This window comes from Pseudomonas azadiae (assembly GCF_019145355.1).
Classification (GTDB): Bacteria; Pseudomonadota; Gammaproteobacteria; order Pseudomonadales; family Pseudomonadaceae; genus Aquipseudomonas; species Aquipseudomonas azadiae.
The window spans coordinates 1,220,105-1,245,020 of record NZ_JAHSTY010000002.1; the positions used below are offsets into that span (position 1 = coordinate 1,220,105).

Consider the following 24,916-nt stretch of genomic DNA (forward strand, 5'->3'; position numbering starts at 1 on the left):
GATGAAGATTCGCTCACAGATCGGCATGGTGCTGAACCTGGACAAATGCATCGGCTGTCACACCTGCTCGATCACTTGCAAGAACGTGTGGACCAGCCGCGAAGGCATGGAATACGCCTGGTTCAACAACGTCGAGTCCAAGCCCGGCATCGGCTACCCCAAGGAATGGGAAAACCAGGACAAGTGGAAGGGCGGCTGGGTGCGCAACGCCAACGGCAGCATCAACCCACGCATCGGCGGCAAGTTCCGCGTGCTGGCCAACATCTTCGCCAACCCGGACCTGCCGAGCCTGGACGACTATTACGAGCCGTTCGACTTCGACTACCAGCACCTGCACACCGCGCCCCTGGGCGAGCACCAACCCACTGCGCGCCCGCGTTCGCTGGTGTCGGGCAAGCGCATGCAGAAGATCGAGTGGGGCCCCAACTGGGAAGAAATCCTCGGCACCGAGTTTGCCAAGCGCCGCAAGGACAAGAACTTCGACCAGATCCAGGCCGACATCTACGGTGAGTACGAAAACACCTTCATGATGTACCTGCCGCGCCTGTGTGAGCACTGCCTCAACCCGGCGTGCGCGGCATCGTGCCCCAGTGGCGCGATCTACAAGCGTGAAGAAGACGGCATCGTGCTGATCGACCAGGAAAAATGCCGTGGCTGGCGCATGTGCATCAGCGGCTGCCCGTACAAGAAAATCTACTTCAACTGGAAGAGCGGCAAGTCCGAGAAGTGCATCTTCTGCTACCCGCGTATCGAAGCCGGCATGCCCACCGTGTGCGCCGAAACCTGCGTCGGCCGGATTCGTTATCTCGGCGTGTTGCTGTACGACGCCGACCGTATCAGCGAAGTGGCCAGCACCGCCAACGAACATGACTTGTACGAGAAGCAACTGGAGATTTTCCTCGACCCCAATGACCCGGCGGTGATCCGCCAGGCCCTGGCCGATGGCGTGCCGCAGTCGGTGATCGACTCGGCCCAGCGCTCGCCGGTCTACAAGATGGCCGTGGACTGGAAACTCGCGCTGCCTCTGCACCCGGAATACCGCACCTTGCCGATGGTCTGGTACGTGCCGCCACTGTCGCCGATCCAGAACGCCGCAGCCGCCGGTACCGTGGGCATGAACGGCGTGATCCCGGACGTCGACAGCCTGCGCATTCCGCTGCGTTACCTGGCGAACATGCTCACCGCCGGCGATGAAAAACCGGTCAAGCGTGCGCTTAAACGTCTATTGGCGATGCGGGCCTTCAAGCGTTCCCAGCAAGTGGACGGCGTCGAAGACCTGCAAGTGCTCGAAGACGTCGGCCTGAGCGTGGCCCAGGTGGAAGAGATGTACCGCTACCTGGCCATCGCCAACTACGAAGACCGTTTTGTGGTGCCCAGCGCCCACCGTGAAGACGCCATGAGCGACGCGTTTGCCGAACGCTCCGGCTGTGGTTTCAGCTTTGGCAGCGGCTGCAGTGGCAGTTCCGACACCAACATGTTCGGCGCCAAGAAGGCCAATCGCCGCGACGTGCTCAAAACTGTACAGATCTGGGAGGACTGAGCCATGCGCATTCTTAAAGTGATCTCACTGTTGCTGGACTACCCCACTGAAACCCTGGTGAATGGCCGCGACGAGTTGGAACAGGCGATTGTCGAATCGCGGGAAATCAGCCCCAAGCAACGCGGCGCGTTGTTCGAGTTGCTGGAACTGATCTGCGCCAATGACTTGATGGACGGCCAGGAACATTACGGCGCGCTGTTCGGTCGCGGGCGGTCGCTGTCGCTGTTGTTGTTCGAGCACGTGCACGGCGAGTCCCGTGACCGTGGCCAGGCGATGGTCGACATGATGGCGCAGTACGAAGCCGCCGGGTTTGCCATTGGCGTCAAGGAGCTGCCGGACTATATCCCGCTGTACCTGGAGTTTTTGTCCACCCGCGAAGACATCGAAGCCCGCGAGGGCCTGGCGGATGTGGCGCACTTGCTGGCGTTGCTCGCGGCACGGCTGGACGAGCGTGAGAGCGGTTATGCCAGTTGTTTCCGTGCGCTGTTGCAGATCGCCGGCGCCGAGCCGCACCAGGCGGTGGCCGAGCTACGCGCCCAGGTCGCCGCCGAGCCGCGCGACGACTCCCTCGAAGCCCTGGACAAAATCTGGGAAGAGGAAGCCGTGGACTTTATGCAGGCCGAACAGCAGGACCGTTGCAGCGCTATGCCGAGCGCGCCAGGCAAGGCCCGCGAAGAAAGCGCGGTGCCGTTGCATTGGGTGGATTTTCAGCGAGAAGGGCAGGCCGCCGTGCCGGCCGCGGAGGTGGGCAATGTCTAAGTGGAATTTGCTGGTATTCGGGGTCTATCCCTATGTGGCGTTGGCGATCTGCCTGTTGGGCAGTTGGGCGCGGTTTGATCTGTCGCAGTACACCTGGAAGGCCGGCTCCAGCCAGATACTCAATAACCGCGGCATGCGCGTGGCGAGCAACTTCTTTCATGTGGGCGTGCTGTTTGTGCTGGCCGGGCATTTTGTCGGCCTGCTGACCCCGGCGGCGGTGTATCACCACGTGATCAGCACCGAGAACAAGCAGTTGCTGGCGATGGTCTCCGGCGGCTTCTTCGGCCTGCTGTGCCTGGTGGGCCTGCTGATGCTGGTCAAGCGCCGTCTGAGCGACCCGCGCGTGCGGGCGACCTCGAGCCCGTCGGACATCCTGATCCTGCTGGTTTTGCTCGCGCAATTGCTGCTGGGGCTGCTGACCATTGTCGCCTCCACCGGGCATATGGACGGTTCGGTCATGGTGATGCTCGCCGACTGGGCGCAGAACGTGGTGCTGTTGCGGCCGCTGGAAGCGGCGGCGTCGATCGCGCCGGTGTCGCTGATCTACAAGGCCCATGTGGCGCTGGGCCTGACACTGTTCGTGCTGTTCCCGTTTACCCGCCTGGTGCACATGGTCAGCGCACCGATCTGGTACCTGGGGCGTCGTTATCAAATCGTGCGGCAGAAGTAGTGAGGAGAACGTTATGACAACGGGATGCGGATGTGGTGGTGGGAATGGCGGCAGCGGCGGTTGCGGTTCATCGGCCAAGGAAGCGGTGATCGAGGTCGAGGCGCCTGTGGCGCCGGAACTGATCGCCAGCAGTGAGCAGGAGTGGCCGATCATCAGCGTCAACGGCGTGCCGGTCACGCCCGAGGCGATGGCCCTGGAGTTGCAGTATCACCCGGCCGAAAGCCGCGAGTCGGCGGTTTACCTGGCCGCTCGCGCCCTGGTGATTCGCGAGCTGCTGCAGCAGCGCATCGCCGCGTTGGGCCTGGCGGTGGAGATCGCCGCTGGCGAAAACCAAGAGGAAGCGGCCACGCGCTTGTTGCTGGAGCGCGAGGTCAAGGTGCCCGAGTGTGACGAGGCCACCTGTGAGCGTTATTTCGACAACAACCGTGGGCGTTTCCACAGTGCGCCGTTGCTGGCGGTGCGGCACATCCTGCTCGAATGCGCGCCGGACGATGCCGAGGCGCGCGATCTGGCGCGCAGCCAGGCAGAAGTCTTGCTGCTGAGCCTGGAAGAACAGCCGGGCCGGTTTGCCGAATTGGCCCTCACCTATTCGGCGTGCCCGTCCAAGGCCCAGGGCGGCTCGCTGGGCCAGATCAGCAAGGGCCAGACCGTCCCCGAACTGGAGCGCCAGCTGTTCACCCTGGCGCCGGGCCTGGCTGGCCAACCGCTGGAGAGCCGTTACGGCTGGCACGTGATCAGCATCGACCAGCGCATCGAAGGCCAGCCGCTGCCCTATGAAGCCGTGGCCGGTTCAATCCGCACCCAATTGCAGCAAGGCGTGTGGCAGAAGGCGTTGGTGCAGTACCTGCAAACCCTGATCGGTGCGGCGGACATCCGCGGCCTTGCGCTGCAAGGCGCCGACTCGCCGTTGGTGCAGTGACATGAGCCTGGTGGATGGGCTCGGCCGTTCAATCGATTACCTGCGCTTGTCGGTGACCGATCGCTGTGATTTTCGCTGTGTGTATTGCATGGCGCAAAACATGACGTTCCTGCCGCGCCAGCAGGTGTTGAGCCTGGAAGAACTGGAACGCCTGGCCAGGCTGTTTGTGGGGCAGGGCGTGCGCAAGATCCGCCTGACCGGCGGCGAACCGTTGATCCGTCCGGGCATTGTTGACCTGTGCCGCAACATCGCAGCGCTGCCTGGCTTGCGTGAATTGGTGATGACCAGCAATGGTTCGCAACTGGCGCGCTTGGCGCGGCCGCTGGTGGAGGCGGGGGTCAAGCGCATGAACATCAGCCTCGACAGCCTGGATGCTGCGCGCTTTAGGGCGATTACCCGCAACGGTGATCTGCGCCAGGTGCTCGACGGCATTGAGGCGGCGCGGGACGCGGGGTTCGAGCGGGTCAAGCTTAACTGCGTGGTGATGAAGGGACGCAATTTGGATGAGGTACCGGCGTTGGTGCGGTATGCGATCGAGCAGGGCATCGACATCAGTTTTATCGAGGAAATGCCCCTGGGAGATGTGGGGCGTTCGCGGGGGGAGACGTTCTGCGCCAGCGATGAGGTGCGCGCGGTGATTGCGCGGGAACATGGGTTGATCGACAGCACCGAGAACAGCGGCGGGCCGGCGCGGTATGTGCGGTTGGCGCGGCATCCCGGGACGCGCATCGGGTTTATTTCGCCTAATTCGCATAATTTCTGTGGCAGTTGTAATCGCGTGCGGATGACGGTGGAGGGGCAGTTGTTGCTGTGTCTGGGGCAGGAGCGGGCGGTGGATTTTCGAGGGTTGCTCAGGCGCTACCCACTCGACGATGGGCCGCTGGTTGAAGCCTTGCACGGGGCATTGGAAAGCAAGCCCTTACGCCATGATTTCACCGGGGCGGGAGAAGTGCAGGTGGTGCGGTTCATGAACATGAGCGGTGGCTAACGTCGAACTCGGTCAAAACTGTGGGAGCTGGCTTGCCTGCGATAGCGGAGTGCCAGACACAAAGACTGTCACTGATTCACCGCTTTCGCAGGCAAGCCAGCTCCCACATTTTGATCCTCGCTCGAACTTGATCCTGGTCAATGGCTGGCAAAGTGATTGACCGTAGTCTCACTGCATATTGTGTTCAAAGAATTAAAAATACCTATATGTAGTGTTTGGAGCCCCCTGATGCAAAGCACCCTCAGCCCGTTGGTCAGTACCCGATTGCAAAAGCGCGACGGCAATCTAGTCCCTTTCAACCCCGAAAAAATCCGCCAGGCCCTGATCGCCGCCGGCACCGCCACCAGCGACTATCAAACCAGTGACGTCGACCTGCTGCTGGGCGCTGTCCTGGCACGGCTCAGAGGCATCGAACAACTGGATGTAGAGCAAGTCCAGGACAGCGTCGAGCGCGTGTTGATGGACGCCGGCTACTTCCTGTCGATGCGCGCCTACATCGTCTACCGCGAGCAACACGGCCGCTTGCGCCGCGACCGCAAGACGCTGATCGAAGTCGCCACCTCGATGAACGAATACCTCGACCGCGAAGACTGGCGCGTGCAGGCCAATGCCAACCAGGGTTATTCCCTGGGTGGGCTGGTGCTGAATGTGGCGGGCAAGGTCACCGCCAATTATTGGCTGGATGAGGTCTACAGCGAGCAGATCGGCCGGGCGCACCGCGAGGCGGACCTGCATATCCATGACCTGGACATGCTCGCCGGCTATTGCGCCGGCTGGTCCTTGCGGACGTTGCTGCACGAAGGGCTCAACGGCGTGCCGGGGCGAGTGGAGGCGGGGCCGCCCAAGCACTTGGGCAGCGCCCTGGGGCAGATGGTCAACTTCCTCGGCACCCTGCAAAACGAGTGGGCCGGCGCCCAGGCGTTCAGTTCGTTCGACACGTATCTGGCGCCCTATGTGCGCAAGGACCAATTGAGTTACCCCGAAGTGCGCCAGGCGCTGCAGGAGTTCATCTACAACCTCAACGTGCCATCGCGCTGGGGTACCCAGACGCCGTTTACCAACCTGACCTTCGACTGGGTATGCCCCGAAGATCTGCGCGAGCAAATCCCGGTGATCGGCGGCGAGGAAATGCCGTTTGCCTATGGCGACCTGCAAGCGGAAATGGAGCTGATCAACCGCGCCTACATCGAAGTGATGCAGGCCGGCGATGCCAAGGGCCGGGTGTTCACTTTCCCGATTCCGACCTACAACATCACCCACGACTTCCCCTGGGACAGCGACAATGCCGACCGCCTGTTCGAGATGACGGCACGCTATGGCTTGCCGTATTTCCAGAACTTCCTCAATTCGGATATGCAGCCTAACCAAGTGCGTTCGATGTGCTGCCGCCTGCAACTGGACGTGCGCGAATTGCTCAAGCGCGGCGGCGGGCTGTTCGGCTCGGCGGAGCAGACCGGCTCCCTGGGCGTGGTGACGATCAACTGCGCGCGCCTGGGCTACCTGTTCAAGGGCGACACCTCAGGTTTGCTGCAGCGCCTGGACAGCCTGATGGAATTGGCCATGGAAAGCCTGGAGGTCAAGCGCAAGGTGATCCAGCATCACATGGACGCCGGGCTCTACCCCTACACCAAGCGCTACCTGGGCACGCTGCGCAATCACTTCTCCACCATTGGCCTGAATGGCATGCACGAGATGCTGCGTAATTTCAGTGCCGACGAGCAGGGCATGCACACCGAGCAGGGGCGCGCGTTTGCCCTCAAGTTGCTCGACCATGTACGCGCCACTTTGCTGCGCTTCCAGGAAGAAACCGGCCACCTCTACAACCTCGAGGCAACCCCGGCCGAAGGCACCACTTACCGCTTCGCCAAGGAAGACCGCAAGCGTTACCCGGACATTCTGCAAGCGGGCAGCGACGTCGCGCCGTATTACACCAACTCATCGCAACTGCCGGTGGGCTTCACCCAGGACCCGTTCGAAGCCCTGGAACTGCAGGACGAACTGCAATGCAAATACACCGGCGGCACCGTGTTGCACCTGTACATGGCCGAGCAGATTTCCTCGACCCAGGCCTGCAAGCAATTGGTGCGCAAGGCGCTGGGGCGGTTCCGTCTGCCGTACCTCACGGTCACGCCGACGTTCTCGATCTGCCCGGTACATGGCTACCTCGCCGGTGAGCATGAGTTCTGTCCCAAGTGCGATGACGTGCTGGCCCTGGCCGCGCAGTCCTGAATCGATTTCCCAATCCGCAAGGAGTTCCACCATGCAAGCATCCCAGCCACAACGTCAGCGCTGCGAAATCTGGACCCGGGTGATGGGCTACCACCGGCCGGTGTCGGCGTTCAATCCCGGCAAGCAGTCCGAGCACAAGGAACGCGTGCACTTCACTGAAACGGCGGCTGCGGTCGGGCGCCAATGAGTCGAGCGCTACGGGTCGGGGGCATGGTGCCCCTGACCACCCTCGACTACCCCGGCATGCTCGCCTGCGTGCTGTTCTGCCAAGGCTGCGCCTGGCGTTGCCGTTACTGCCACAACCCTGGCCTGATCCCGCCGCGCGCGAGCACCGAGGTGGATTGGCGCCGGGTGCTGCTGTTCCTGCAGCGGCGCCGGGACTTGCTCGATGCGGTGGTGTTCAGCGGTGGCGAACCGACGTTGCAGGAAGGCCTGCCGGCGGCCATGGACGAAGTGCGCGCGATGGGCTTTCACATCGGTCTGCACAGCGCGGGGATCAAGCCGGGCGGGTTTGCCAATGCGCTGCGCCATGCCGACTGGGTCGGGTTTGACGTCAAGGCGCTGGCCGAAGACTGCCAGTCGATTACGCAGGTCAGGGGCAGCGGCGCCGCCAACTGGCGCAGCCTCGATGCCTTGCTTGCCAGTGGCGTGGAGTACGAATGCCGCACCACGGTGCATTGGCACCTGATCGACCCATCGCGCCTGTTACTGCTGGCCCAGCGTTTGCAAGCCCGTGGTGTGCAGCGTTTCGCCGTGCAGATGGTGCGCACGGCCAGCATGCTCGACACGCAATTGCCGAGTGCGCCGCTACAGGCCGCGTTGCCGGAATTATGGGGGCGTTTGCGCGAGTTGTTTCCCGCTTTTGTATTGCGCGGGTGATCAGCGTTCTCGTGCGGTTTTATAGAGGCTGCCCATGCTGGGCAGGTGTTCATCAAAGGAATGTACGGAATGAAGCAGTTAACCACGGCGCAACGCATTGTCATCGGTTTCGCGATTGCGCCGTTGGCCCTGGTCGGTCTGGTGTTCTACGCCTTGCACGACCTGGCAACCCTCAAGCAGCAATCCGAGCAGATCGTGCAGCAGGATTGGCCCCGGATCGCACCGATCATGGTGATCGCCACCGGCGTGCGCGATAACGGCCGCAACACCCGCGACCTGCTGATCGACCAGGACAACAGCCTGGCCCAAGAGGCCATCGGCACCACGCGGCAGCGCATCACCCAGGCGTTTGCCACCCTTGAGCCGCTGCTCGACACCGCCGAAGGCAAGGCCGCCTACGCCACCTTGAAGTCCCATCGCGAAACCTACGTGGCCGCCTTCACCCAGGTGCAGGCGCTGATCAAACAGGGCGCCCGCGAGCAGGGCCTGGCCCAGCTCAAGCAACAGGTGATGCCGGCCGAGCTGGACGTGTTCAAGAGCCTGGATGCGTTGATGGCCATGCAGGGACGCCTGTTTGCCGAGCGCGAACAGGCGGCGCAGGTGCTGTACGACGAGGCCCGGCGCAACATGCTCGGGCTGTTCCTGTTGTGCATGGTTTTGGTGGTGGCTGCCGCCGTGATCGTCACGCGCAGCGTGATCCGGCCCTTGGGTGGCGAGCCGGACGAAGCCGCCCGCGTGCTGAGCCATATCGCCCAGGGCGACCTGACCGTTGTGGTGCCACTGGGCAACAGCGCCGAAGGCAGCGTGATGCGCAACCTGCACCAGATGCAACAGAACCTCAATCAGATGGTGCGGCACATCGCAGCGTCGGTGGACGGCGTGGCCAGTTCGTCCGAAGAGCTGAGCGCGGTGAGCGGCCAGACCAGCAGCAGCTTGCAGGCCCAAGGCCAGGAAATCGAACAGGCGGCGACGGCGGTGAACCAAATGACCGCCGCCGTCGACGAAGTGGCGCGCAATGCGGTGAGCACCAGCGAGGCCTCGCGCCTGTCGGAACAGACCGCCCAACGCGGCCGGGCCCAGGTGCAGGAGACCGTAGCGTCGATCAACACCCTGGCGAGCGGCGTAGTGGAAACCTCCGAACGTATCCAGCAACTGGCCGGGCGCGTGCAGGACATCAGCAGCGTGCTGGACGTGATCCGCAGCATTGCCGACCAGACCAACCTGTTGGCCCTCAACGCCGCCATCGAAGCGGCCCGCGCCGGCGAGGCCGGGCGTGGGTTCGCGGTGGTGGCCGATGAGGTACGCGCATTGGCGCATCGCACCCAGGCGTCGACCCAAGAGATCGAACAGATGATCGGCAATATCCGCCAGGACACCGAGCAGGCGGTGGCCGCCATGCACAACAGCAGCGAGCGGGTGCAGGCCACCCTCGGCGTGGCACAGCGCTCCGGGGAGGCACTGGATGAAATTACCCGGTCTATCTCGCAGATCAATGAGCGCAACCTGCTGATCGCCAGCGCCACCGAAGAGCAGGCGCTGGTGGCGCGGGAGGTGGATCGCAACCTGGTGGGCATCCGCAACCTGTCGCAGCAGGTGTTGCAGGGAGCGATGCATACGCAGACGGCGGGGCAGGACCTGGCCGGGATGGCGGGCGCGCTGCATCAGATGGTGGGGCGGTTCAAGGTGTAGCGGCGACTCTCTAAACTGTAGTGAGCGGGCTTGCCCCGCGCCGGGTGGCGAAGCCGCCCTAAATCAGCCGACTCGGTTATAGCTGGAAAACGGAGGTGCCTTTGTTTGGGCGGCTTCGCCACCCAGCGCGGGGCAAGCCCGCTCACTACAGCGACAGCGCCGCACCACCCTGAGGCGCCAATACCACACCAAAGGGCCGAAACAGTGCGCGATCGCCCTGACTTGATGCGGATCAAGTACCGGCGCGCATTGGATGATTAATGTGAACACACCGTTCGCCGGCAAGGACTCCCATCATGGCCAAGCCTTTTCCTTTGCACCCCAAACACCCCGAGCGCATCTGCTGGGGGTGTGACCGCTACTGCGCCGCAACCGACCTGGCCTGCGGCAACGGCGCCGACCGCACCATGCACCCGGCAGAGATGCTCGGTGACGACTGGTACGAACATGGCGACTGGGGGCTCGCGCCCGAGCCGCCGACTGCGGATGAGCCGTCAGCTGCCTGATCGGCTTTTTGGCTGGCTGTCTTCTTCGGAATCTTTACGGTTATCGGCAGGCTCAGCCGGTTTGCTCGGCTGCTCGTCGGCCTCTTTACCTTTCTTGTCGCTGTCGGAGGGGCTGCTGGGGTAGTTCCCCGGGGGAAGGGCGGAACCGCTGGCGCTGTCACCACTCAAGAGGTTCGCGGCAGGTTCAGGGTTGTCGCCAAAGGCGGCGAGAGCAGGGCCAGTCAGCAGGGCTGACAAGCCGACGATAAGCAAAATCCGTTGGGACAATCTGGTCTTCATGACGCAATCCCCTATCGTTTAGATAATTCGTCTGATAACACTCGGATAGCCCCGCAGCCTGGATCATCTCCAGGCTGCGGTCATGCCTTAATCAAGCCGCCATTGGCTTGGCCGAAAGCGACTTCTTATACGCCGCTTTCATGGCTTCCATTTCGGCACCCAGCTCTTCGAGCTGCGCCTTGCCCAGCAACTTTTTAGCCTGTGGGAACATCTCGCTTTCCTCTTCTTCGATATGGTGCTCAAGCAGCTCCTTGACCACTTTGACGCGGCCCGAGAACTCGGTGGTGGACGGGTCGGTCTGCTTCAGGTCCGGCAGTACCAGCGAGTCCACGGTACGGTGCTCTTCCTTGGCTTCGTGGTACATGATGTCCTGTTCCTTGCCGCCGGCTTTGCGGAAAGCCGGGTAGAGGATTTCTTCTTCAAGCTTGGTGTGCAGCGTGATTTCCATCTCCAGCTTGGCCAGCAGCTCAGTACGTTTTTTAACCCCGCGTTCGGTGGACTCGCTCAATTGAGTCAACAGGGCCTTCACGCGTTCGTGGTCGGCGATGAGCAGGTCAATGGCATTCATGGGTGACACCTCACGGAAAACTCAGGGCGTGTCGAAATGCACGCCTCGTCCATGGGAGTAGTGCATCAGTTGTACCAACTCTGCTTATTTATAAATATTCAATAGATTCAAGTAGATAAGTAGATTTGTAAGCTGTGCTGGTCGTGCAGGTTGCATGGTTGGCCTTGGGGTACATTGCATTCCACAACGAAGCGGCGCCCGCTCGAATTTTAATGGAACCCTGACGGCAAATACTTGACCTAATGCATACGACCTAGGAGGTGAAGCATGGAAATCCAATATATCTGGATTGGTTTGGCAGTGATTCTGTTGCTGGTGGAATTGTGGGCGATCAACGTTGTGTTGCGCAGCACCGGTGGCTGGGAGACCAAGGGGTTGTGGCTGATCATACTGATCTTCGTCCCATTGTTTGGCCTGATTGCCTGGGCGATGTTCGGCCCAAAACGTGAGATGCCGGAGCACCGCAGGAGCTGAGGCAAACACCGTTCGGGCAACCTGCACAGGGCTTCGCATCGCAAGATGCGGAGCCTTTTTCGTTGCGGTCGAGCTCAGCCGCATAACGCACAACGCCCCGAATCATTCGGGGCGTTGTTTTGCATCCGCAGCGACTCAGCCAGCCAGTGCCTTGGCAATCGCCTCGTTGAACGCCGGCAGATCGTCCGGGGTGCGCGAGGTGATCAACGTCCAGCCATTGGCCGTGCACAGCTTGACCTCGGCATCGACCCAACCGGCGGCGCCGGCGTTTTCCAGGTCAATGCGAACACTCTTGTAGGAGGTCAGCGTCTTGCCCTTGACCACGCCGGCATCGATCAGCGCCCACGGGCCATGGCAGATGGCAGCAATGGGCTTGCCGGCTTCGGCGAAGTCCTTGATCAGGCGCAGCGCCGCTGCATCCTGACGCAAGGTGTCGGCATTGACCGTCCCGCCTGGGATAACCAGGGCGTCAAAGTCCTTGCTGACCACATCCGACAGTTGCACGTCGGACTCCACGGTCTGGTCCTTTTCGGTGTCGCCGACAAAGGTCTGGGTGGTCCCGCCTTTGCTGGAGCCATGGGTCACGGTGGCGCCAAAACCGCGTAGCGCTTCCAGAGGCTTGAGCAATTCATCGCGCTCGATGCCGGTGTTGGACGTGATGATCAGGATTTTCTTCCCGTTGAGTTGCGCACTCATGTTCGGATGCCTCCTGTGCAGTGAATGAAATTACTTGGCGTACTTGCTTTGCAGCTCCTTGGCTTTTTGCAGGTGCTGTTCCAGGGTCGGCAGCTTCTCGCTGGCGAAAGCCTTCAGTTCGGCGTTGTCCGACGAAGTGGACTCTTTCTTGAACAGTTCGACCGCCTGTTCATGGGCGTTGACCTGGTTGTTGGCGTAGGCCTTGTCGAACGATTCGTCGCGCATTTCGAGGATGGCTTTCTTGGCCTTGTCCATCAGGGCGGCGTCGTCCGGCACTTCCAGATCGTGTTTCTTGGCCAGCGCCATCAGCTCCTGGTTGGTTTTGGTGTGGTCATCAATCATGTGCTGGGCGAAACTTTTCACGTCAGCCGAGCCGCTCTTTTGCAGCGCGAGCTTGCCGGCTTCGATTTCGGTGATACCGCTTTGCGCAGCCCCGTCGACGAAGTCATTGGAGGTGGCCGCCATGGCGACGGAAATCGAACCGGCGACCAGTGCGAAAGTCAGGCCCATCTGTTTCATCAGCTTGGTAGTCATGGTGTATCTCCTTGTGGATGACGTGATGTCGTTACCTGAAAATTGAGCCGGGGCCTGCGCAAAAGGTTTAATTTTTTTTGGATTTTTTTCGCCAGTGGTGGGACGGGCAATTTACTTGAACTATCGAAATGCGTCGGGCTCTGCTGCATAACTGCCCCGGCTTTTTCGCGGGCTTTCATTGCCAGGAGATGCACCGTGACCGATCACAACCCCGCCGACAAAACCCCCGATCCCATCAGCTCCGAGCAGACGCAAACAGGCAGCGAACGGCCTTCGAAGGGGCAGACCCTGGAGCACCCGAATCCTGATACCAAAACCGTCGACAAAGTGATCACGCCGACTTCGATCAAGGACACCGAGCGCCAGACCGACGCTATCAATGAACAGGCCGCCAAGGCCGAGCGCAAATTGGACCGCTAGGCATGGCCAAGGCTATTTCGGCGTCCGAGCTGGGCATAGAGCTTCAGCGCGAAGATGACGCCAGCCTGTTCAAGTGGTTTATCGCCAGTTTCCTGATGGGTAAGCGAATCCAGGCGCCGATTGCCGCGCAGGCCTACAAGGTGATCGTTGAAGAGCAGGGTTGCGACACCGCGCGCAAATTGCAGCACTGCACGTCGCGTGAGTTGGTGGCCATGCTCGGCCGCGCGCATTACGTGCGTTATGACGAGACCACGGCGCAACGCCTGCTCGACCTCAGCGCCAAGCTGAACGCCGAATACGCGGGCAGGATCACCCGGATCCGCAGCGCCAGCGATAGCCGTCAAGCCTTTGAAAAGCGCCTGGCGGAGTTTGACGGAGTCGGGCCCAAGACCATCGAGATTTTCATGCGCGATGCCGCCAAGGTGCTGTTTTGACCGCACCGCTCTACGTGGGGTGTGCCGGCTGGAGTCTGCCGCGTGAGGCCTGGCCAGCCTTTACCGGCGAGGGTACGCATTTGCAGCGCTACGCTTCACGCTTCAATGCGGTGGAAATTAACAGTTCGTTTTATCGCCCCCACTTGGCCAAGACCTATGAGCGCTGGGCGCAATCGGTGCCGGCGACATTTCGTTTTTCGGTCAAGGTGCCCAAGCGCATCACCCACGAATTGCGCTTGCAGCGCTGCGAAACGGCGCTGGATGAGTTTCTTGCCCAATGCGTGCAATTGGGCGCAAAGCTTGGCTGCCTGCTGGTGCAGTTACCGCCTTCGTTGCACTTCGAACCGGTGGTGGCCAGCGTTTTTTTCAGAGCGTTACGCCAGCGCTTTACCGGCGATGTGGTGCTCGAACCGCGTCATCCGAGCTGGTTGGCCGCTGAGGGCCTGCTGCAGGACTTGCAGATAGGCCGCGTGGCCGCCGACCCGCCGGTGATCGAGACGGGCGACGCGCCGGCCGGCTGGCAGGGCGTGCGGTATTGGCGCCTGCATGGAACGCCGCGTATTTACCACAGTGCTTATGGGCCGGAACGGGTGCAGGCCTTGTCGCGGCTGTTGACCCGGTCCGTGCAGGACGGCATTCCCACTTGGTGCATCTTCGATAACACCGCCAGCGGCCATGCCACGTCCGATGCCTTGTCCCTACTCGACCTCTATGCGCAACACTTCCAGCCCTAACTGCTCATAAGCTTGCACGCTTGGCACATGCCACTCGGTAATCAACGTGTGGATGCGGCTGCACGGTGCCACCACGAAGGGCTCCACCGCGCCGAGCTTGTCTGCCAGGGTCACCGCCACCACGTGGGAGGCGCTGTCGAGCAACGCCTGTTTGACCGCCACTTCGTCAAAATGCAGCGAACTGATGCCCACTTGCGGGTGCAGGGCGCAGACCCCGGTAAACAGCAGGTCGGCCTTGATGCTCTGGATCAGGCGCACGGTTTCGTGGCCGCTGGTGGACAGGGTCGCCGGGTTGAGCTGGCCGCCGGTCAGGATCACTTTTACGTCGGAGTGGTCGGCCAGTGCGATGGCGATCATCGGCGACGTCGTGACCACGGTCAGGCGGATCGAGCGGGGCAGCGACTGGGCGATCTGTAAGGTAGTGGACCCCGAATCGAACATCACAATCTGGCCATCTTCCACGCGCTCGGCCGCCAGCCGGGCAAGGCGGCGCTTGGCTTCGTTGGTTTCGCCGACACGGGTGAAGAAGTCTTTGCCGGTGTCCTTGGGCCGCGGCAGGGCGCCGCCGTGTACACGCTGCAACAGCCCGGCGGCGGCGAGTTCGCCGAGGTCGCGGCGGATGGTGTCCGCGGACACGGCAAAGTGTTCCACCAAGTGCGCGGCGTTGACTTTGCCGTCGCGTTCCAACAGCAACAGGATCTTTTGCTTGCGCAAGGAAGGCAAGTCGATGGCTTGATGGGTGCTTTGCATGGTTATGCATCTTTTTGCGGGTTTATGCGAGGTTAGCCGCGGCGCGTTATAAACACAATAACTGGTTGCGCAGCCAACAGGCGGCTACTCTCAGCGTTCAGTTCAGGGAGAGGAGAGCTCGATGTCGTTGATGACCACCATCGAAGATTTACGCAGGCTGGCGCAAAAACGTGTCCCACGGATGTTCTACGACTACGCCGATTCCGGCTCCTGGACTGAAAGCACCTACCGCGCCAATGAAAGCGATTTTGCCAGCATCAAATTCCGCCAGCGGGTGGCGCGCAATATCGATGAACGATCGATCCGCGCCACGATGATCGGCCAGGACATGGCCATGCCGGTGGCCCTGGCGCCGACCGGGTTGGCCGGCATGCAGCACGCCGACGGCGAGATCCTCACCGCCCGCGCCGCTGCCGCGTTTGGCCTGCGTTACACCTTGTCGACCATGAGCATCTGCTCCCTGGAAGACATCGCCGAGCACGTCGGCAAGCCCTTCTGGTTTCAGCTGTATGTGATGCGCGACCGCGCGTTTATCGAGCAGTTGATCGAGCGCGCCAAGGCTGCCGGTGTGGATGCGCTGGTGCTGACCCTCGACCTGCAGATCCTCGGGCAACGCCACAAAGACCTGATCAACGGCCTGTCGGCACCGCCCAAACTGACTTTGCCGAATATCCTTAACATGGCCACCAAGCCACGCTGGGTGATGGGCATGCTCGGCACCCGGCGCCGTGGCTTCGGCAATATCGTCGGGCATGTCAAAGGGGTGGCCGACATGAGTTCACTGTCTTCCTGGACCGCCCAGCAGTTCGACCCGCGCTTGAGTTGGGACGATGTGGAGTGGATCAAGAAGTGCTGGGGCGGCAAGTTGATCATCAAGGGCATCCTTGATGTGGAAGATGCGCACCTGGCCGCCAATTCCGGCGCCGACGCATTGGTGGTCAGCAACCACGGTGGGCGCCAACTGGATGGCGCGCCGTCGAGCATCAGCCAACTGCCGGCGATTGTGGATGCGGTGGGCGAGCGCATTGAGGTGTGGCTTGATGGTGGCATTCGTTCCGGCCAGGACGTGCTCAAGGCGATGGCCCTGGGTGCCAAAGGCACCATGATCGGCCGCGCGCACCTGTATGGCTTGGGTGCGATGGGCGAGGCAGGCGTGACCAAGGCACTTGACATCATCGCCCGTGAGTTGGAAGTGTCGATGGCGCTGTGTGGGTATAACGATATACGCGATGTGAATCGCGAGATTTTGTTGCCGGGTACCTTTCCCGAAACGGTTTACCGAGCAAAAAAATCGTAAAAATATAAAAAGAGTTGTCCACGGAAACCGTGGGTATCTCTGTGGATAACTTTGCGAAGCCCCGGCAGGGTTGGCGATTTGAGCCGAGATCATTATTTGATCAACTTCTGTTTTGGCCCAGCATGGGCTGGGTTTGCGCTTGACAGGCCAGCGCGAACCCAGTGCCGAAAAGCATTTTTACGAGTCGCCGCTACGGCCTGTGGAGTGCGTCACAACCCGGGGCGGCATCTTCACTTGCATCAGCTTGTCCAGCGCCTGGCCATAACTGCGACCGGCCAGACTCATGCTGTTGTTATGGCTGGCACCCGGCACCAATAAAAGCCGTTTGGGTTCCCGGGCGGCCTCAAACAGTTGCTGGCTGAAACGCGGCGGCACATAGCGGTCGTCCAGCCCGTGGACCACCAGTAGTGGCATATGGATGTCGGCAATCTTGTCGATCGAATCGAACTTTTGCGACAGCAGCCAGCGCACCGGCAACGAGGTGTTCGCCACCGCCGTGGCCACATCCGCCAGCGAAGTAAAGGTCGATTCGATCACCAGCCCGCGCACCGGCAGCGGCGTTTGCCTGCCCAGCTCGGCAGCCAGGTCGATGGCCACCGCGCCGCCCAGGGAATGCCCGTAGATCAGGCGTTTGCCGGGGTCAGGTTGCAGCACCTGAAACCGCTCCCAGGCGATGCGCGCGTCTTCGTATACGGTGGTTTCCGACGGCAGCTCGCCGTGGCTATCGCCGAAGCCGCGATAGTCGAAGGCCAGAACCGAGTAGCCCAGGGCATGCAATTGCTCGATGCGAAACAACTGCCCGGTCAGGTTCCAGCGTACGCCGTGCAGGTAGAGGATGGCGGGTGCGTCCTTGTTGTCCGCCGGGTACCACCATCCATGAATCGTCTGCCCTGACTTGAAACTGGCCGGTTTCAGTTCAAATTCCTGCACGGCCTTGGGCAAGCCGCTGTACCAGCTGGCGGTGCCCGGTTCGATGCGAAACACCAGTTCACGCTCCTTGTGTTGCAGCACGGCGCACCCCACCGGCAGGCCGACGATCAACAAGGCCATGCACACCAGGGGAAACCAGCGCAGGCTCAGGCGCGAGAGAAAACGAGAGGGCATGAAGGTTCCAGGGAAAAGGTGAAGCAGGGGTTTTACCAGATGGCCGCCACGGGCAGGAATTAATACGACAGCCGTAAACGGGGATTGCTTGCAAAGTGTTACAGCTTCGCAATCGAGCCGTCACCTTGACGCTGACGCCGCCACCGCGACATGCTCTGGCTCCTTTGAGCCAAGGACTGATCATGGACAACAGCTCCGTTCGCATTACCGCCGAAGAAACCCTCTCGGAAAACTGGTACCTGCTGAAAAAATACAGCTTCGACCTGCGCCGCCGCGACGGCAGTTGGCAAGCCCAGACCCGCGAGGTGTACGACCGCGGCAACGGCGCGACCATCCTGCTGTACAACCGCGCACAGCGCACGGTGTTGTTGATTCGCCAGTTCCGCATGCCCACCTTCGTCAATGACTACCACGGGTACCTGATCGAAGCCGCAGCCGGGTTGCTCGACAATGCCAGCCCCGAGGAACGCATCCGCCTGGAAGCGGAAGAGGAAACCGGCTACCGCGTGGGGCATGTGGAGAAGGTCTATGCGGCGTTCATGAGCCCAGGCTCGGTGACGGAGCGGATTCACTTTTTCATCGGTGAATACCAGCCTGGGGATCGGGTTGGAACCGGTGGCGGGCTGGCGGAAGAGGGGGAAGATATCGAGGTGCTGGAGCTGGGTTTCGAGCAGGCGTTGGGGATGGTGCAGGGCGGTGAGATTGTGGATGGAAAGACCATCATGCTGCTGCAGCATTTGGAGTTGCGGATGCTTAAAGAGGGATGGTGAGCCCGCATTCTCCCGGGCAAACCTGCGTTGCCATTGATCGTTCCCACGCATTGATCGTTCCCATGCTCCGCGTGGGAATGCCGCCTGGGACGCTCCGCGTCCCGCCGCGTGACGCAGAGCGTCACGGGATGCGTTACCACGCGGAGCGTGGGAACGATCAAATAGACCCTGAACCATATCTCTGTTCCTGGAATGATTCGGCCCAGCGCAGACAGAAGTCATGTTGCTCCTGTATGTCGTTGGTCAGATCACATTCTTCATAGGCAAAGATATGGACAAGTTCACCGTCTGGCTGTCCCATCGTCAGCTCATACGCAACAAGGCCATTTGACATATGGGAAGACATGCCGGATGTATGCACATTGATCCTGGCGCCCTTGCACAAGAATTGGATGTCTTTCAAATCGGCTCTCATCAGGCCGAAGCTGTCGTACAGGTCGAGTGCGGTATAGGTTTTACGCAGCCCGTTGTTCAGCAGTAAGTTAAGGGTTGGCTTGCCCCCTTCGTATTCGACCACTGCGTTTTCACGGATACCGTTTTTGATGAGGGTGATCTCACGTGATTTCATGGGTATGTCCTATTAGGATTCAATATCGTGTACCCCTTGAAGGTGCCATCTCAGTTGTTCGGATTTGGACCGCTGTGCGGCCCAACGCGAGCAAGCTCGCTCGCCAGAGGAGTAGGTGTCGCTTCCTTGGGCGTCGTTCAGAGTTTTCCATTTGATGAGGTTGCGTTTTTGAGGATTGATATAACATGCCTCAACCAAGTTATTCCGTCGGGCCATTCGCTGCGATAATAATAGTAGCAGCCGATATCGCTGAGTAAGTAATCTTCAAGCTCTTGTTCTGTCTTTCCGCTGCGCATCAGCTTATCTAGTTCTGCTTGCACTTCTAATAACGTATCTTCAGAAGATTCGGAGATGAAAAAATCAATAACGTCGTCCGCTTTTTTGTGGTCATCAATCCAGTCTTGATTGAAGAAGCCAGCAAGAAACTGCTGTAATTCGGGAAAGTCTTGATTCATGGGTTTGGAAATCCAGTATGAATTCGGTAGCCAGTTTGCATGTTATGGGCTCTGCGGATTATCAGGTAAATTTCCTTTCCAGAACCTCTGTTTTGCTGTTCTTTTTAAAGCTTGTGCCTACGGGGTGTTTGGTTTTTTGAGTGATGACGGTTTGATTACTTGTTCCTTTTAAAAGCTTATCGATTTTTGCTTTATTTTCGTCCAGTACGGTCGATACCTCCCGCTCCGCTGTTGCTCTATCGATCGTTCCAACGCTCCGCGTGGGAATTCCGCCTGGGACGCTCCGCGTCCCGCCGTGTGAAGCTCCGCGTCACGGGATGCATTACCACGCGAAGCGTGGGAAACGATCAAGTTGTTTTTAACTTCCTGGCTTCGAAGTGTTGTAATAGTTTTTTAAGCAGTTTAAAAGAACTTGCATAAATTTATTTTGGTCAATTACAGGTGCGCTGAAATAAGTCGCCATTGTTTTAAAGATCGAATCAAAACTGTCGTTTATGGCGAGAAAGTGTGTTATTGAGTCGATGAACCACTCTTGCTCAGCTTTCGTGTAATTCTGGAAGTCTGGTTTGGTTAATTTGTCAAAAAGTTCTATAAGTTCTTTCTCGTTGTTTATGTTTTTTGATGCGATAAATTTTTCTCGCTCTATATCATCCGTGTTTTCAATGTCGTAAGTGAACAGTAGTCCACGGATTATGGACAAGCTGGGCTTGTTTTTCATTTCATCATCACTCCGTGTAAGCTGTTTTTGGGTCGCCTTGGTTATTTAATATCACCCTTGCTTTGCGCTTCTGACTGTATCCCATTCCATTATTTGAGTATCCTTCACCAATAATCTTGTCCATGTCCATAGGTCTCATTGATGCGGCGAGTCCGTTTCTTCTAAAGATGAGCTGGGCTCGGTATATCGAATTTAATTGGTCCCGGTGGCTGAGATATTTAGTTGCGGCCGGTGGGTATTTAGGTTCCCCTGTGTTCGGACCTGACGTGTAGCGTTCAATAATTCCTGTCGTCGGGTTTTTTGCGGTATTCAATCGTTCGAGCTGAGATTCGAGTGTTGTTTGCGCGCCATGTTTCTCAAGGAAATGTGCTCCTAGAATTGATTTCTCAAGTTCGTCCAGGCGCCTATAGGCGTTCGCTTCAGCAAGTTTATCAACTCTTGCCTGACGTTCAGCGCGCGTCAGTTGGGGTAAAGCGGCCTCTCCGTCGTTAACACTTGGCGCAGAGCTTTGTGCAGTAGCGTTCGGTTTGCAACCATCTTTACCAGGACATGAGTTCAATCCTAACGGATCCACCCAGCCTGTAGGGTTAGGCACGTACTGGTAAGCGTTGATCCCACCCGCCAGCTTCACCGGATCCGGCGTCAGGTAACGACCAATATCCGGATTGTAGTAGCGATGGCGGTTGTAGTGCAGCCCGCTTTCCGGATCGAAGTACTGCCCTTGGAAGCGCAGCGGATTTTCAACTTTATCGGCGTCGAGGCGGGTGATTTCGCCGTAGGCACGGTAATGCGCGGACCAGACGATTTTTCCGTCCGGGGCGGTGAGCTCTTGGGGCGTACCGAGGTGGTCGAGTTGATAGTGGTAGGGCTTCGCTTCTTTTGGGCCAAACCCTTCCAATAGGGCTAGTGGCCGGAAACTGTCCGGTTCGTAGAGATAGCTGCGGTGACGGTCCGCATGGTGTTCGGCGATGAGTTTGTCGCCTTGCCAGAAGAACTCGGTGGTGATGCCGTCGACGGTTTTGCTGATTCGGCGGCCGAACGGGTCGTAGCGATAGCTGGCGGTTTGGCCGTTGGGTTGGGTGATGCCGATCAACCGGTGTTGGCAGTCGTAGCGGTATTCGGTGACGAGTTGATGGCCTTTGCCGCGTCGTTCGCGGATGAGGTTGCCGAAGGCGTCGTAGTCGTAGTGGCGGTCGCCCTGGATCATCAGGCGGTTGCCGGCGACGATGTCCGGACCGGGGCGGTCTTGCATGAGCAGGTTGCCGGCCGGGTCGTGGGCGAAGCGTTCGTGTTCGCCTTGGGAATGGTCGGCGCGGGTGAGGCGGTTCAGTGGATCGTAGTGGTAGTGGTGTTCGCCTTTGCGGGTGTCGTTCAGGCGGGTGAGGTTGTCGGATTTGTCGTAGTCGTAGTGACGTTGGTAGAAGTAGTTGTGCTGTTGAGTCACGGCGTGGGTGTGCAGGCGCTGCTGATCGTCGTAGTGGTAGCGACTGATCAGTTGGCCTTGTTGGCGTTGGTGTTCCTGGCCGGCTTTGAACAGGTGTGAGGTGAGCAGTTCACCGTTCAGTTCTACGGTGGCGAGGTGGCCGCCCTTGTCGTGGTTAAAGGTGACGCGGTTGTTGTCGGGCAGGCGCAGGTTTTGGAGCTGGCCGCAGGCGTCGTAGCCGTAGCGCAAGGTGCCCCAGCCTTGGTGTTCGGCGGTGAGGCGGTTTTGTGGGTCGTATTCGTAGGCTAAAAACCAATGGCCGTCGTCGACGCTGAGGAGATTGCCTTGGCGGTCGTAGGCGTAATCGATGATGTTGCCGTCGGGCAGGGTTTTTCTGACGAGGCGCCCGGCAGGGTCGCGTTCGTAGCGGGTGATTAGCTGACTGCCGTCGTCGCCGTGTTCGGTTTTTTCCTGCAGGTTGCCGTTGAGGTCGTAGACGTAGGCGGTGCGCTGGCCGTCAAAGCCGATTTCCTGCTGGATCAGGCCGTTGTTGTGGTACTGGAGTCGGTAGGTTTCGCCGACTTCGTTTTCGATTTCGGTCAGCAGTAACCGCGCGTTGTTATAGCGGTAGTTGACCTGGGTGCCGTCGGCGTTGATGCGGCGGCTGATCAGGTGTAGGCCGTCGGCGTATTCGTAGCGGGTAACCCGGCCCAGTTCGTCGCGTTCGGAGGTGATTTTTCCGTAGGGGTTGTAGCTGTATTCCCGTGTGGCGCCACCGGGCTGAGTCAGTTTCAGCAAGCGGCCTGCTGCATCCCATTGATACTGCGTCAGCGCGCTGCGTTCATCTTCGCGCGCAATCTGCCGGCCTAGATCGTCATAGCGATAACGCTTGATTCCGCCATTCGGCAGTTGCTCTTCAAGCAACTGCCCGCGCGCATTCCATACCAAGCGATGCCAGCTGTGATCCGGGTACCGGACCTGGGTCAGTTGTCCGTATTTGTTGTAGCTGTAGTCCGTGGAGTTGCCGTCAGGATCGGTCCTGCGCGTTACGTCGCCCTGATCATTACGCTCGTATTTCCAGACCGCTTCACCACGCCGCACAACCCGTACGAAACCGTTGTCATGTTCGTAGGTCGTCGGCTCATCGTCCCCCGGAAACAACGCCACCAAGCGCCCGGCTTCGTCGTACTGATACGCGGTGATCGCCCCGAGCGGGTCCTGCTCAACCGTCAGCCGGCCTTTGTCGTCGTAGGATTTGAAGTGCTGGGCGCCATCCGGGTCCACCCGCTGTACCAGCCGCGCCCGCTGGTCATGCGCATAGACTTCCTGGCTTCCATCGGCGTTAAAAACTGTGACACTGCCGTTGTCATCCCAGACATACCGCGTGTCCATCTGCGAAAAGCTGGCCCAATGCCGAACACACCGCGCCGCCTTGCCAGACCTTTCCCACTCCCAGTAAAAACTCGCGCCACCGGCCAGCCCACGCTCAAGAATGACGTGCTGCTCGTCGTACCGATAAACCTCGCTTTCGCCTACCGCATTGGTCGCCGAAACCAACCGTCCTAGATCGTCATAGGTGTAGGAAACAACGTTCTGCTCCGTCACCCAGACAAACGGACCCTCGTCGACCGCGCGCTCAATCTGGTAATCCACCGCAACGATGCGGCCCGACGCATAGCGCAGCAACAGCGACCGCCCAACGCCGTTATCAACCCGCTCAATACGCCCCAAAAAATCCTGGGAAATACGCAGCCGGTTGTCATATGCATCGCTGATCGAGAACAGCACGCCATCGCGAAAGTGATAGAACCGTGATGCCTGGGCCAGCACCAACTCACCTGGCAAAGCCCCCAAATAGATCGCAGCTTCCGCCAGGCTGTTGGTAATTGCTGGCCGAGCCACGGTCGGCAAGGGCAGGGCAGTCGACCGATTCTCATGATCCGTCCACACCACCGAATCACCGGAAACACTCAGCCGATGCGCTAAAGAATGACTCCAGCCAAACCCCAACCCGCAGTCCACTTCCACCGCACTGGTGCGGTACAACCGGGCCCACTCGAACGGCAAAATCCCGTCCAGTGCACCATCGGTCAGCGTCAGCAGTTCCTCGCCCGTGACCATCGACACCGGGCAACCGTCAGTGGACGTTTTGTCCGAAGACGCGGCAGCATCGCCATTCAGGTTTCGAGCAACAGCAGGCACATCGTCCACAGGCTCCTGCCGCACCAACACCGTCCGCTGGGACTTGTTGCGCACCACCGGCGCCGGGTTCGAAACCTGCTGATCCCCAACCTTCAACGGCGCAACCGGCACGGCCTTGATCGGCGTCGCCGCGCTCCCCAGCAACAACGGTTTGGCCACTTCGACATGCGGTTCCAACCCAGGCCCCACGAGCTGATCCGCCAGCCTTTGCAGCCACGTGCGCACCCACCCGGACTTGATATGCCCCAGTGTCTGAACCCCCAGCCGGATCTGCACCCCCATGCCGCGCGTCGCCCAGGCCAGGAACAGATTGATCAGCACCTCGCCGGTTATCTCGCCCAGCAACTCGTACATCTGCGGCGGCGGCAGCAGGCGTATCCAGGCCGCCATGGCTGACAGGTAGATGAACAACAGCGGCTCATCGCTGAGCACGAGCAGGCCTTGGGCAATCGCGTCCTTGCCCAGCTTCAGCAGCTCATCAAGTTCGGCCTGGGAGACGTACTGCAGCAGCTTCTGGCTGTTGGCCTTGAGGTCCGCCAGCAGTTCATACAACTGCGTGAGGTCGTCCCACAGGTTGTAGAGCGCCTTGCCGATCCCGGTCGAGAACGCCAGCCCTTGCATGGCGCTGCGCTCGAAAGGCGTGGCGTTGGCAAACTCGTCCCATTGCGGCTTGAAGGTCTTCTTCCATTCCTCGCGCAGACGCTCGTCCAGCCCCGCGATCAGCGCCTGATAAGACGCATACAGCGCCTTGACGTGATCCTTGGAAACGTTGGGATAAAAGGTGATCTGGTAGCGCTGATCGCGGGTGCAATCGTCGATTTTAAGAATGCCGCTGGGGCCGATGGTGCGATGGATCGGCGCACCGGTTGGACTGCCGTCGGCGGCAATCGCCTGCAGCATCACCGGCGTGTTGCCGATGGGCACAAACCGCGTGCTTTCGAACATATGCACCAGCGTCAGCGAGCCCTGGGCCTTGCACACGGCAACGGTGCGACTGGGTTCTTTAGACGATGCGGGAGCGACGAGGGAGACTTCGTCACCGACTTTGAACACCTGCTCCACTTCCAGCGCCGAGCCACTCCAGAAACTCTCGGCCCAGGCGTCAAAGGTGTTCAGGCACTGGCGCAAGTCACGAAACACGCTGTCGGCGTCCGGCTGCCTGGCGTCCAGGGGGGACAGAACGAACTTGCCGATAACCGGAATCAAGAGGCAGCCCCACCCACCGGGGCCCATACAAAAAACATCATTTGCAATCCCTCGCACTGTGTATTCAGGCGAGGGACTTTGCAGAGGTTCCCAGAGCAGGGCAGT

General features: G+C 59.9%; 27 protein-coding genes. 16 read left to right on the top strand and 11 right to left on the bottom strand.

The features are described 5' to 3' along the window. The first annotated feature begins 1 nt into the window (after position 1). The 10 genes from narH to KVG91_RS22070 all read left to right on the top strand — a co-directional run bounded on the left by narH (position 2) and on the right by KVG91_RS22070 (position 10,179). The gene (gene narH / locus KVG91_RS22025) at positions 2-1,540 is read left to right on the top strand and encodes a nitrate reductase subunit beta (protein ID WP_169377357.1); all 1,539 of its coding nucleotides are present in this window, start codon (positions 2-4) and stop codon (positions 1,538-1,540) included. A gap of 3 nt (positions 1,541-1,543) precedes the next feature. After that, positions 1,544-2,299, top strand: a complete 756-nt coding sequence (narJ, locus tag KVG91_RS22030; protein WP_169377356.1) for a nitrate reductase molybdenum cofactor assembly chaperone — start codon at positions 1,544-1,546, stop codon at positions 2,297-2,299. Further along, entirely contained in the window at positions 2,292-2,969 is a 678-nt protein-coding gene (gene narI / locus KVG91_RS22035) for a respiratory nitrate reductase subunit gamma (RefSeq protein ID WP_169377355.1), read from the top strand. Before narJ ends, narI begins: the two co-directional genes overlap by 8 nt. Positions 2,970-2,982: 13 nt before the next feature. After that, positions 2,983-3,888: a peptidylprolyl isomerase gene (locus tag KVG91_RS22040; protein WP_169377354.1), complete on the top strand. Its 906-nt coding sequence runs from the start codon at positions 2,983-2,985 to the stop codon at positions 3,886-3,888. 1 nt (position 3,889) lies between these two features. Next, a complete protein-coding gene (moaA, locus tag KVG91_RS22045) occupies positions 3,890-4,876 on the top strand; it encodes a GTP 3',8-cyclase MoaA (RefSeq protein ID WP_169377353.1) in 987 nt (328 codons plus the stop codon). A 228-nt stretch (positions 4,877-5,104) separates the two neighbouring features. Beyond that, entirely contained in the window at positions 5,105-7,105 is a 2,001-nt protein-coding gene (locus KVG91_RS22050; RefSeq protein ID WP_169377352.1) for a ribonucleoside triphosphate reductase, read from the top strand. Positions 7,106-7,136: 31 nt separating this feature from the next. Then, a complete protein-coding gene (gene nrdD, locus KVG91_RS27835; protein WP_169377351.1) occupies positions 7,137-7,292 on the top strand; it encodes an anaerobic ribonucleoside-triphosphate reductase in 156 nt (51 codons plus the stop codon). Next, positions 7,289-7,984 (top strand): anaerobic ribonucleoside-triphosphate reductase activating protein, encoded by a 696-nt coding sequence (locus tag KVG91_RS22060; protein WP_169377350.1) that lies wholly within the window; start codon positions 7,289-7,291, stop codon positions 7,982-7,984. Before nrdD ends, KVG91_RS22060 begins: the two co-directional genes overlap by 4 nt. A 69-nt stretch (positions 7,985-8,053) precedes the next feature. Beyond that, the gene (locus KVG91_RS22065) at positions 8,054-9,673 is read left to right on the top strand and encodes a methyl-accepting chemotaxis protein (RefSeq protein ID WP_169377349.1); all 1,620 of its coding nucleotides are present in this window, start codon (positions 8,054-8,056) and stop codon (positions 9,671-9,673) included. Positions 9,674-9,969: 296 nt separating this feature from the next. Then, complete coding sequence (locus KVG91_RS22070; RefSeq protein ID WP_169377348.1) at positions 9,970-10,179, top strand: DUF3079 domain-containing protein; 210 nt, start codon at positions 9,970-9,972, stop codon at positions 10,177-10,179. On the opposite strand, the gene KVG91_RS22075 is transcribed toward KVG91_RS22070, so the two are convergent. Together KVG91_RS22075 and KVG91_RS22080 are read right to left on the bottom strand one after the other, a co-directional pair. Beyond that, positions 10,168-10,458 (bottom strand): hypothetical protein, encoded by a 291-nt coding sequence (locus KVG91_RS22075; protein WP_169377347.1) that lies wholly within the window; start codon positions 10,456-10,458, stop codon positions 10,168-10,170. The two genes, KVG91_RS22070 and KVG91_RS22075, sit on opposite strands and share 12 nt — an antisense overlap. A gap of 91 nt (positions 10,459-10,549) precedes the next feature. Continuing rightward, positions 10,550-11,026: a hemerythrin domain-containing protein gene (locus KVG91_RS22080; RefSeq protein ID WP_169377346.1), complete on the bottom strand. Its 477-nt coding sequence runs from the start codon at positions 11,024-11,026 to the stop codon at positions 10,550-10,552. A 267-nt stretch (positions 11,027-11,293) separates the two neighbouring features. On the opposite strand from KVG91_RS22080, the gene KVG91_RS22085 reads away from it, so the two are divergent. Then, entirely contained in the window at positions 11,294-11,500 is a 207-nt protein-coding gene (locus KVG91_RS22085; RefSeq protein WP_169377345.1) for a PLDc N-terminal domain-containing protein, read from the top strand. 135 nt (positions 11,501-11,635) lie between these two features. Here the strand turns inward: KVG91_RS22085 and KVG91_RS22090 are convergent, their stop codons facing one another. Further along, entirely contained in the window at positions 11,636-12,196 is a 561-nt protein-coding gene (locus tag KVG91_RS22090) for a type 1 glutamine amidotransferase domain-containing protein (RefSeq protein ID WP_169377344.1), read from the bottom strand. A gap of 30 nt (positions 12,197-12,226) precedes the next feature. Further along, on the bottom strand, positions 12,227-12,730 hold the full coding sequence (locus tag KVG91_RS22095; protein WP_169377343.1) for a DUF4142 domain-containing protein: 504 nt from the start codon (positions 12,728-12,730) through the stop codon (positions 12,227-12,229). A gap of 195 nt (positions 12,731-12,925) precedes the next feature. Between KVG91_RS22095 and KVG91_RS22100 the strand changes: the two genes are divergently transcribed. From KVG91_RS22100 to KVG91_RS22110, 3 genes are read left to right on the top strand one after another with little or no spacing between them, the layout of a single operon-like run. Beyond that, a complete protein-coding gene (locus KVG91_RS22100) occupies positions 12,926-13,150 on the top strand; it encodes a hypothetical protein (RefSeq protein WP_169377342.1) in 225 nt (74 codons plus the stop codon). Between the two features lie 2 nt (positions 13,151-13,152). Beyond that, on the top strand, positions 13,153-13,584 hold the full coding sequence (locus tag KVG91_RS22105; protein WP_169377341.1) for a DNA methylase: 432 nt from the start codon (positions 13,153-13,155) through the stop codon (positions 13,582-13,584). Next, complete coding sequence (locus tag KVG91_RS22110) at positions 13,581-14,318, top strand: DUF72 domain-containing protein (protein WP_169377340.1); 738 nt, start codon at positions 13,581-13,583, stop codon at positions 14,316-14,318. Before KVG91_RS22105 ends, KVG91_RS22110 begins: the two co-directional genes overlap by 4 nt. Here the strand turns inward: KVG91_RS22110 and KVG91_RS22115 are convergent. Further along, the gene (locus tag KVG91_RS22115; protein WP_169377339.1) at positions 14,283-15,068 is read right to left on the bottom strand and encodes a DeoR/GlpR family DNA-binding transcription regulator; all 786 of its coding nucleotides are present in this window, start codon (positions 15,066-15,068) and stop codon (positions 14,283-14,285) included. The two genes, KVG91_RS22110 and KVG91_RS22115, sit on opposite strands and share 36 nt — an antisense overlap. A 121-nt stretch (positions 15,069-15,189) precedes the next feature. On the opposite strand from KVG91_RS22115, the gene KVG91_RS22120 reads away from it, so the two are divergent. Next, complete coding sequence (locus KVG91_RS22120; RefSeq protein WP_169377338.1) at positions 15,190-16,365, top strand: alpha-hydroxy acid oxidase; 1,176 nt, start codon at positions 15,190-15,192, stop codon at positions 16,363-16,365. 177 nt (positions 16,366-16,542) lie between these two features. Here the strand turns inward: KVG91_RS22120 and KVG91_RS22125 are convergent, their stop codons facing one another. Next, positions 16,543-17,469: an alpha/beta hydrolase gene (locus tag KVG91_RS22125; protein ID WP_169377337.1), complete on the bottom strand. Its 927-nt coding sequence runs from the start codon at positions 17,467-17,469 to the stop codon at positions 16,543-16,545. Between the two features lie 182 nt (positions 17,470-17,651). Between KVG91_RS22125 and KVG91_RS22130 the strand changes: the two genes are divergently transcribed. Then, complete coding sequence (locus tag KVG91_RS22130; protein ID WP_169377336.1) at positions 17,652-18,239, top strand: NUDIX domain-containing protein; 588 nt, start codon at positions 17,652-17,654, stop codon at positions 18,237-18,239. Between the two features lie 157 nt (positions 18,240-18,396). Here the strand turns inward: KVG91_RS22130 and KVG91_RS22135 are convergent, their stop codons facing one another. From KVG91_RS22135 to KVG91_RS22155, 5 genes are all read right to left on the bottom strand, one after another. Further along, the gene (locus KVG91_RS22135) at positions 18,397-18,807 is read right to left on the bottom strand and encodes a hypothetical protein (RefSeq protein WP_169377335.1); all 411 of its coding nucleotides are present in this window, start codon (positions 18,805-18,807) and stop codon (positions 18,397-18,399) included. A gap of 137 nt (positions 18,808-18,944) precedes the next feature. Then, positions 18,945-19,262 (bottom strand): contact-dependent growth inhibition system immunity protein, encoded by a 318-nt coding sequence (locus tag KVG91_RS22140; RefSeq protein ID WP_169377334.1) that lies wholly within the window; start codon positions 19,260-19,262, stop codon positions 18,945-18,947. A gap of 61 nt (positions 19,263-19,323) precedes the next feature. After that, on the bottom strand, positions 19,324-19,530 hold the full coding sequence (locus KVG91_RS28090; protein ID WP_404822457.1) for an RNase A-like domain-containing protein: 207 nt from the start codon (positions 19,528-19,530) through the stop codon (positions 19,324-19,326). A gap of 90 nt (positions 19,531-19,620) precedes the next feature. Further along, positions 19,621-19,980, bottom strand: coding sequence for a hypothetical protein (locus KVG91_RS22150; protein WP_169377333.1), 360 nt, complete (start codon positions 19,978-19,980; stop codon positions 19,621-19,623). Between the two features lie 7 nt (positions 19,981-19,987). Beyond that, on the bottom strand, positions 19,988-24,811 hold the full coding sequence (locus KVG91_RS22155) for an RHS repeat-associated core domain-containing protein (RefSeq protein ID WP_217894938.1): 4,824 nt from the start codon (positions 24,809-24,811) through the stop codon (positions 19,988-19,990). Positions 24,812-24,916: the final 105 nt, after the last annotated feature.

Bases quoted from the DNA above. Each gene is read 5' to 3' on its own strand.
- KVG91_RS22125 (WP_169377337.1), bottom strand. From the start codon at position 17,469: ATGCCCTCTCGTTTTCTCTCGCGCCTGAGCCTGCGCTGGTTTCCCCTG.
- KVG91_RS22105 (WP_169377341.1), top strand. From the start codon at position 13,153: ATGGCCAAGGCTATTTCGGCGTCCGAGCTGGGCATAGAGCTTCAGCGC.
- KVG91_RS22115 (WP_169377339.1), bottom strand. From the start codon at position 15,068: ATGCAAAGCACCCATCAAGCCATCGACTTGCCTTCCTTGCGCAAGCAA.
- KVG91_RS22120 (WP_169377338.1), top strand. From the start codon at position 15,190: ATGTCGTTGATGACCACCATCGAAGATTTACGCAGGCTGGCGCAAAAA.
- narH (WP_169377357.1), top strand. From the start codon at position 2: ATGAAGATTCGCTCACAGATCGGCATGGTGCTGAACCTGGACAAATGC.
- KVG91_RS22140 (WP_169377334.1), bottom strand. From the start codon at position 19,262: ATGAATCAAGACTTTCCCGAATTACAGCAGTTTCTTGCTGGCTTCTTC.
- KVG91_RS22085 (WP_169377345.1), top strand. From the start codon at position 11,294: ATGGAAATCCAATATATCTGGATTGGTTTGGCAGTGATTCTGTTGCTG.
- narI (WP_169377355.1), top strand. From the start codon at position 2,292: ATGTCTAAGTGGAATTTGCTGGTATTCGGGGTCTATCCCTATGTGGCG.
- nrdD (WP_169377351.1), top strand. From the start codon at position 7,137: ATGCAAGCATCCCAGCCACAACGTCAGCGCTGCGAAATCTGGACCCGG.
- KVG91_RS22050 (WP_169377352.1), top strand. From the start codon at position 5,105: ATGCAAAGCACCCTCAGCCCGTTGGTCAGTACCCGATTGCAAAAGCGC.
- KVG91_RS22075 (WP_169377347.1), bottom strand. From the start codon at position 10,458: ATGAAGACCAGATTGTCCCAACGGATTTTGCTTATCGTCGGCTTGTCA.
- KVG91_RS22080 (WP_169377346.1), bottom strand. From the start codon at position 11,026: ATGAATGCCATTGACCTGCTCATCGCCGACCACGAACGCGTGAAGGCC.
- moaA (WP_169377353.1), top strand. From the start codon at position 3,890: ATGAGCCTGGTGGATGGGCTCGGCCGTTCAATCGATTACCTGCGCTTG.
- KVG91_RS22150 (WP_169377333.1), bottom strand. From the start codon at position 19,980: ATGAAAAACAAGCCCAGCTTGTCCATAATCCGTGGACTACTGTTCACT.
- KVG91_RS22060 (WP_169377350.1), top strand. From the start codon at position 7,289: ATGAGTCGAGCGCTACGGGTCGGGGGCATGGTGCCCCTGACCACCCTC.
- KVG91_RS22130 (WP_169377336.1), top strand. From the start codon at position 17,652: ATGGACAACAGCTCCGTTCGCATTACCGCCGAAGAAACCCTCTCGGAA.
- narJ (WP_169377356.1), top strand. From the start codon at position 1,544: ATGCGCATTCTTAAAGTGATCTCACTGTTGCTGGACTACCCCACTGAA.
- KVG91_RS22090 (WP_169377344.1), bottom strand. From the start codon at position 12,196: ATGAGTGCGCAACTCAACGGGAAGAAAATCCTGATCATCACGTCCAAC.
- KVG91_RS22095 (WP_169377343.1), bottom strand. From the start codon at position 12,730: ATGACTACCAAGCTGATGAAACAGATGGGCCTGACTTTCGCACTGGTC.
- KVG91_RS22135 (WP_169377335.1), bottom strand. From the start codon at position 18,807: ATGAAATCACGTGAGATCACCCTCATCAAAAACGGTATCCGTGAAAAC.
- KVG91_RS22065 (WP_169377349.1), top strand. From the start codon at position 8,054: ATGAAGCAGTTAACCACGGCGCAACGCATTGTCATCGGTTTCGCGATT.
- KVG91_RS22040 (WP_169377354.1), top strand. From the start codon at position 2,983: ATGACAACGGGATGCGGATGTGGTGGTGGGAATGGCGGCAGCGGCGGT.
- KVG91_RS22070 (WP_169377348.1), top strand. From the start codon at position 9,970: ATGGCCAAGCCTTTTCCTTTGCACCCCAAACACCCCGAGCGCATCTGC.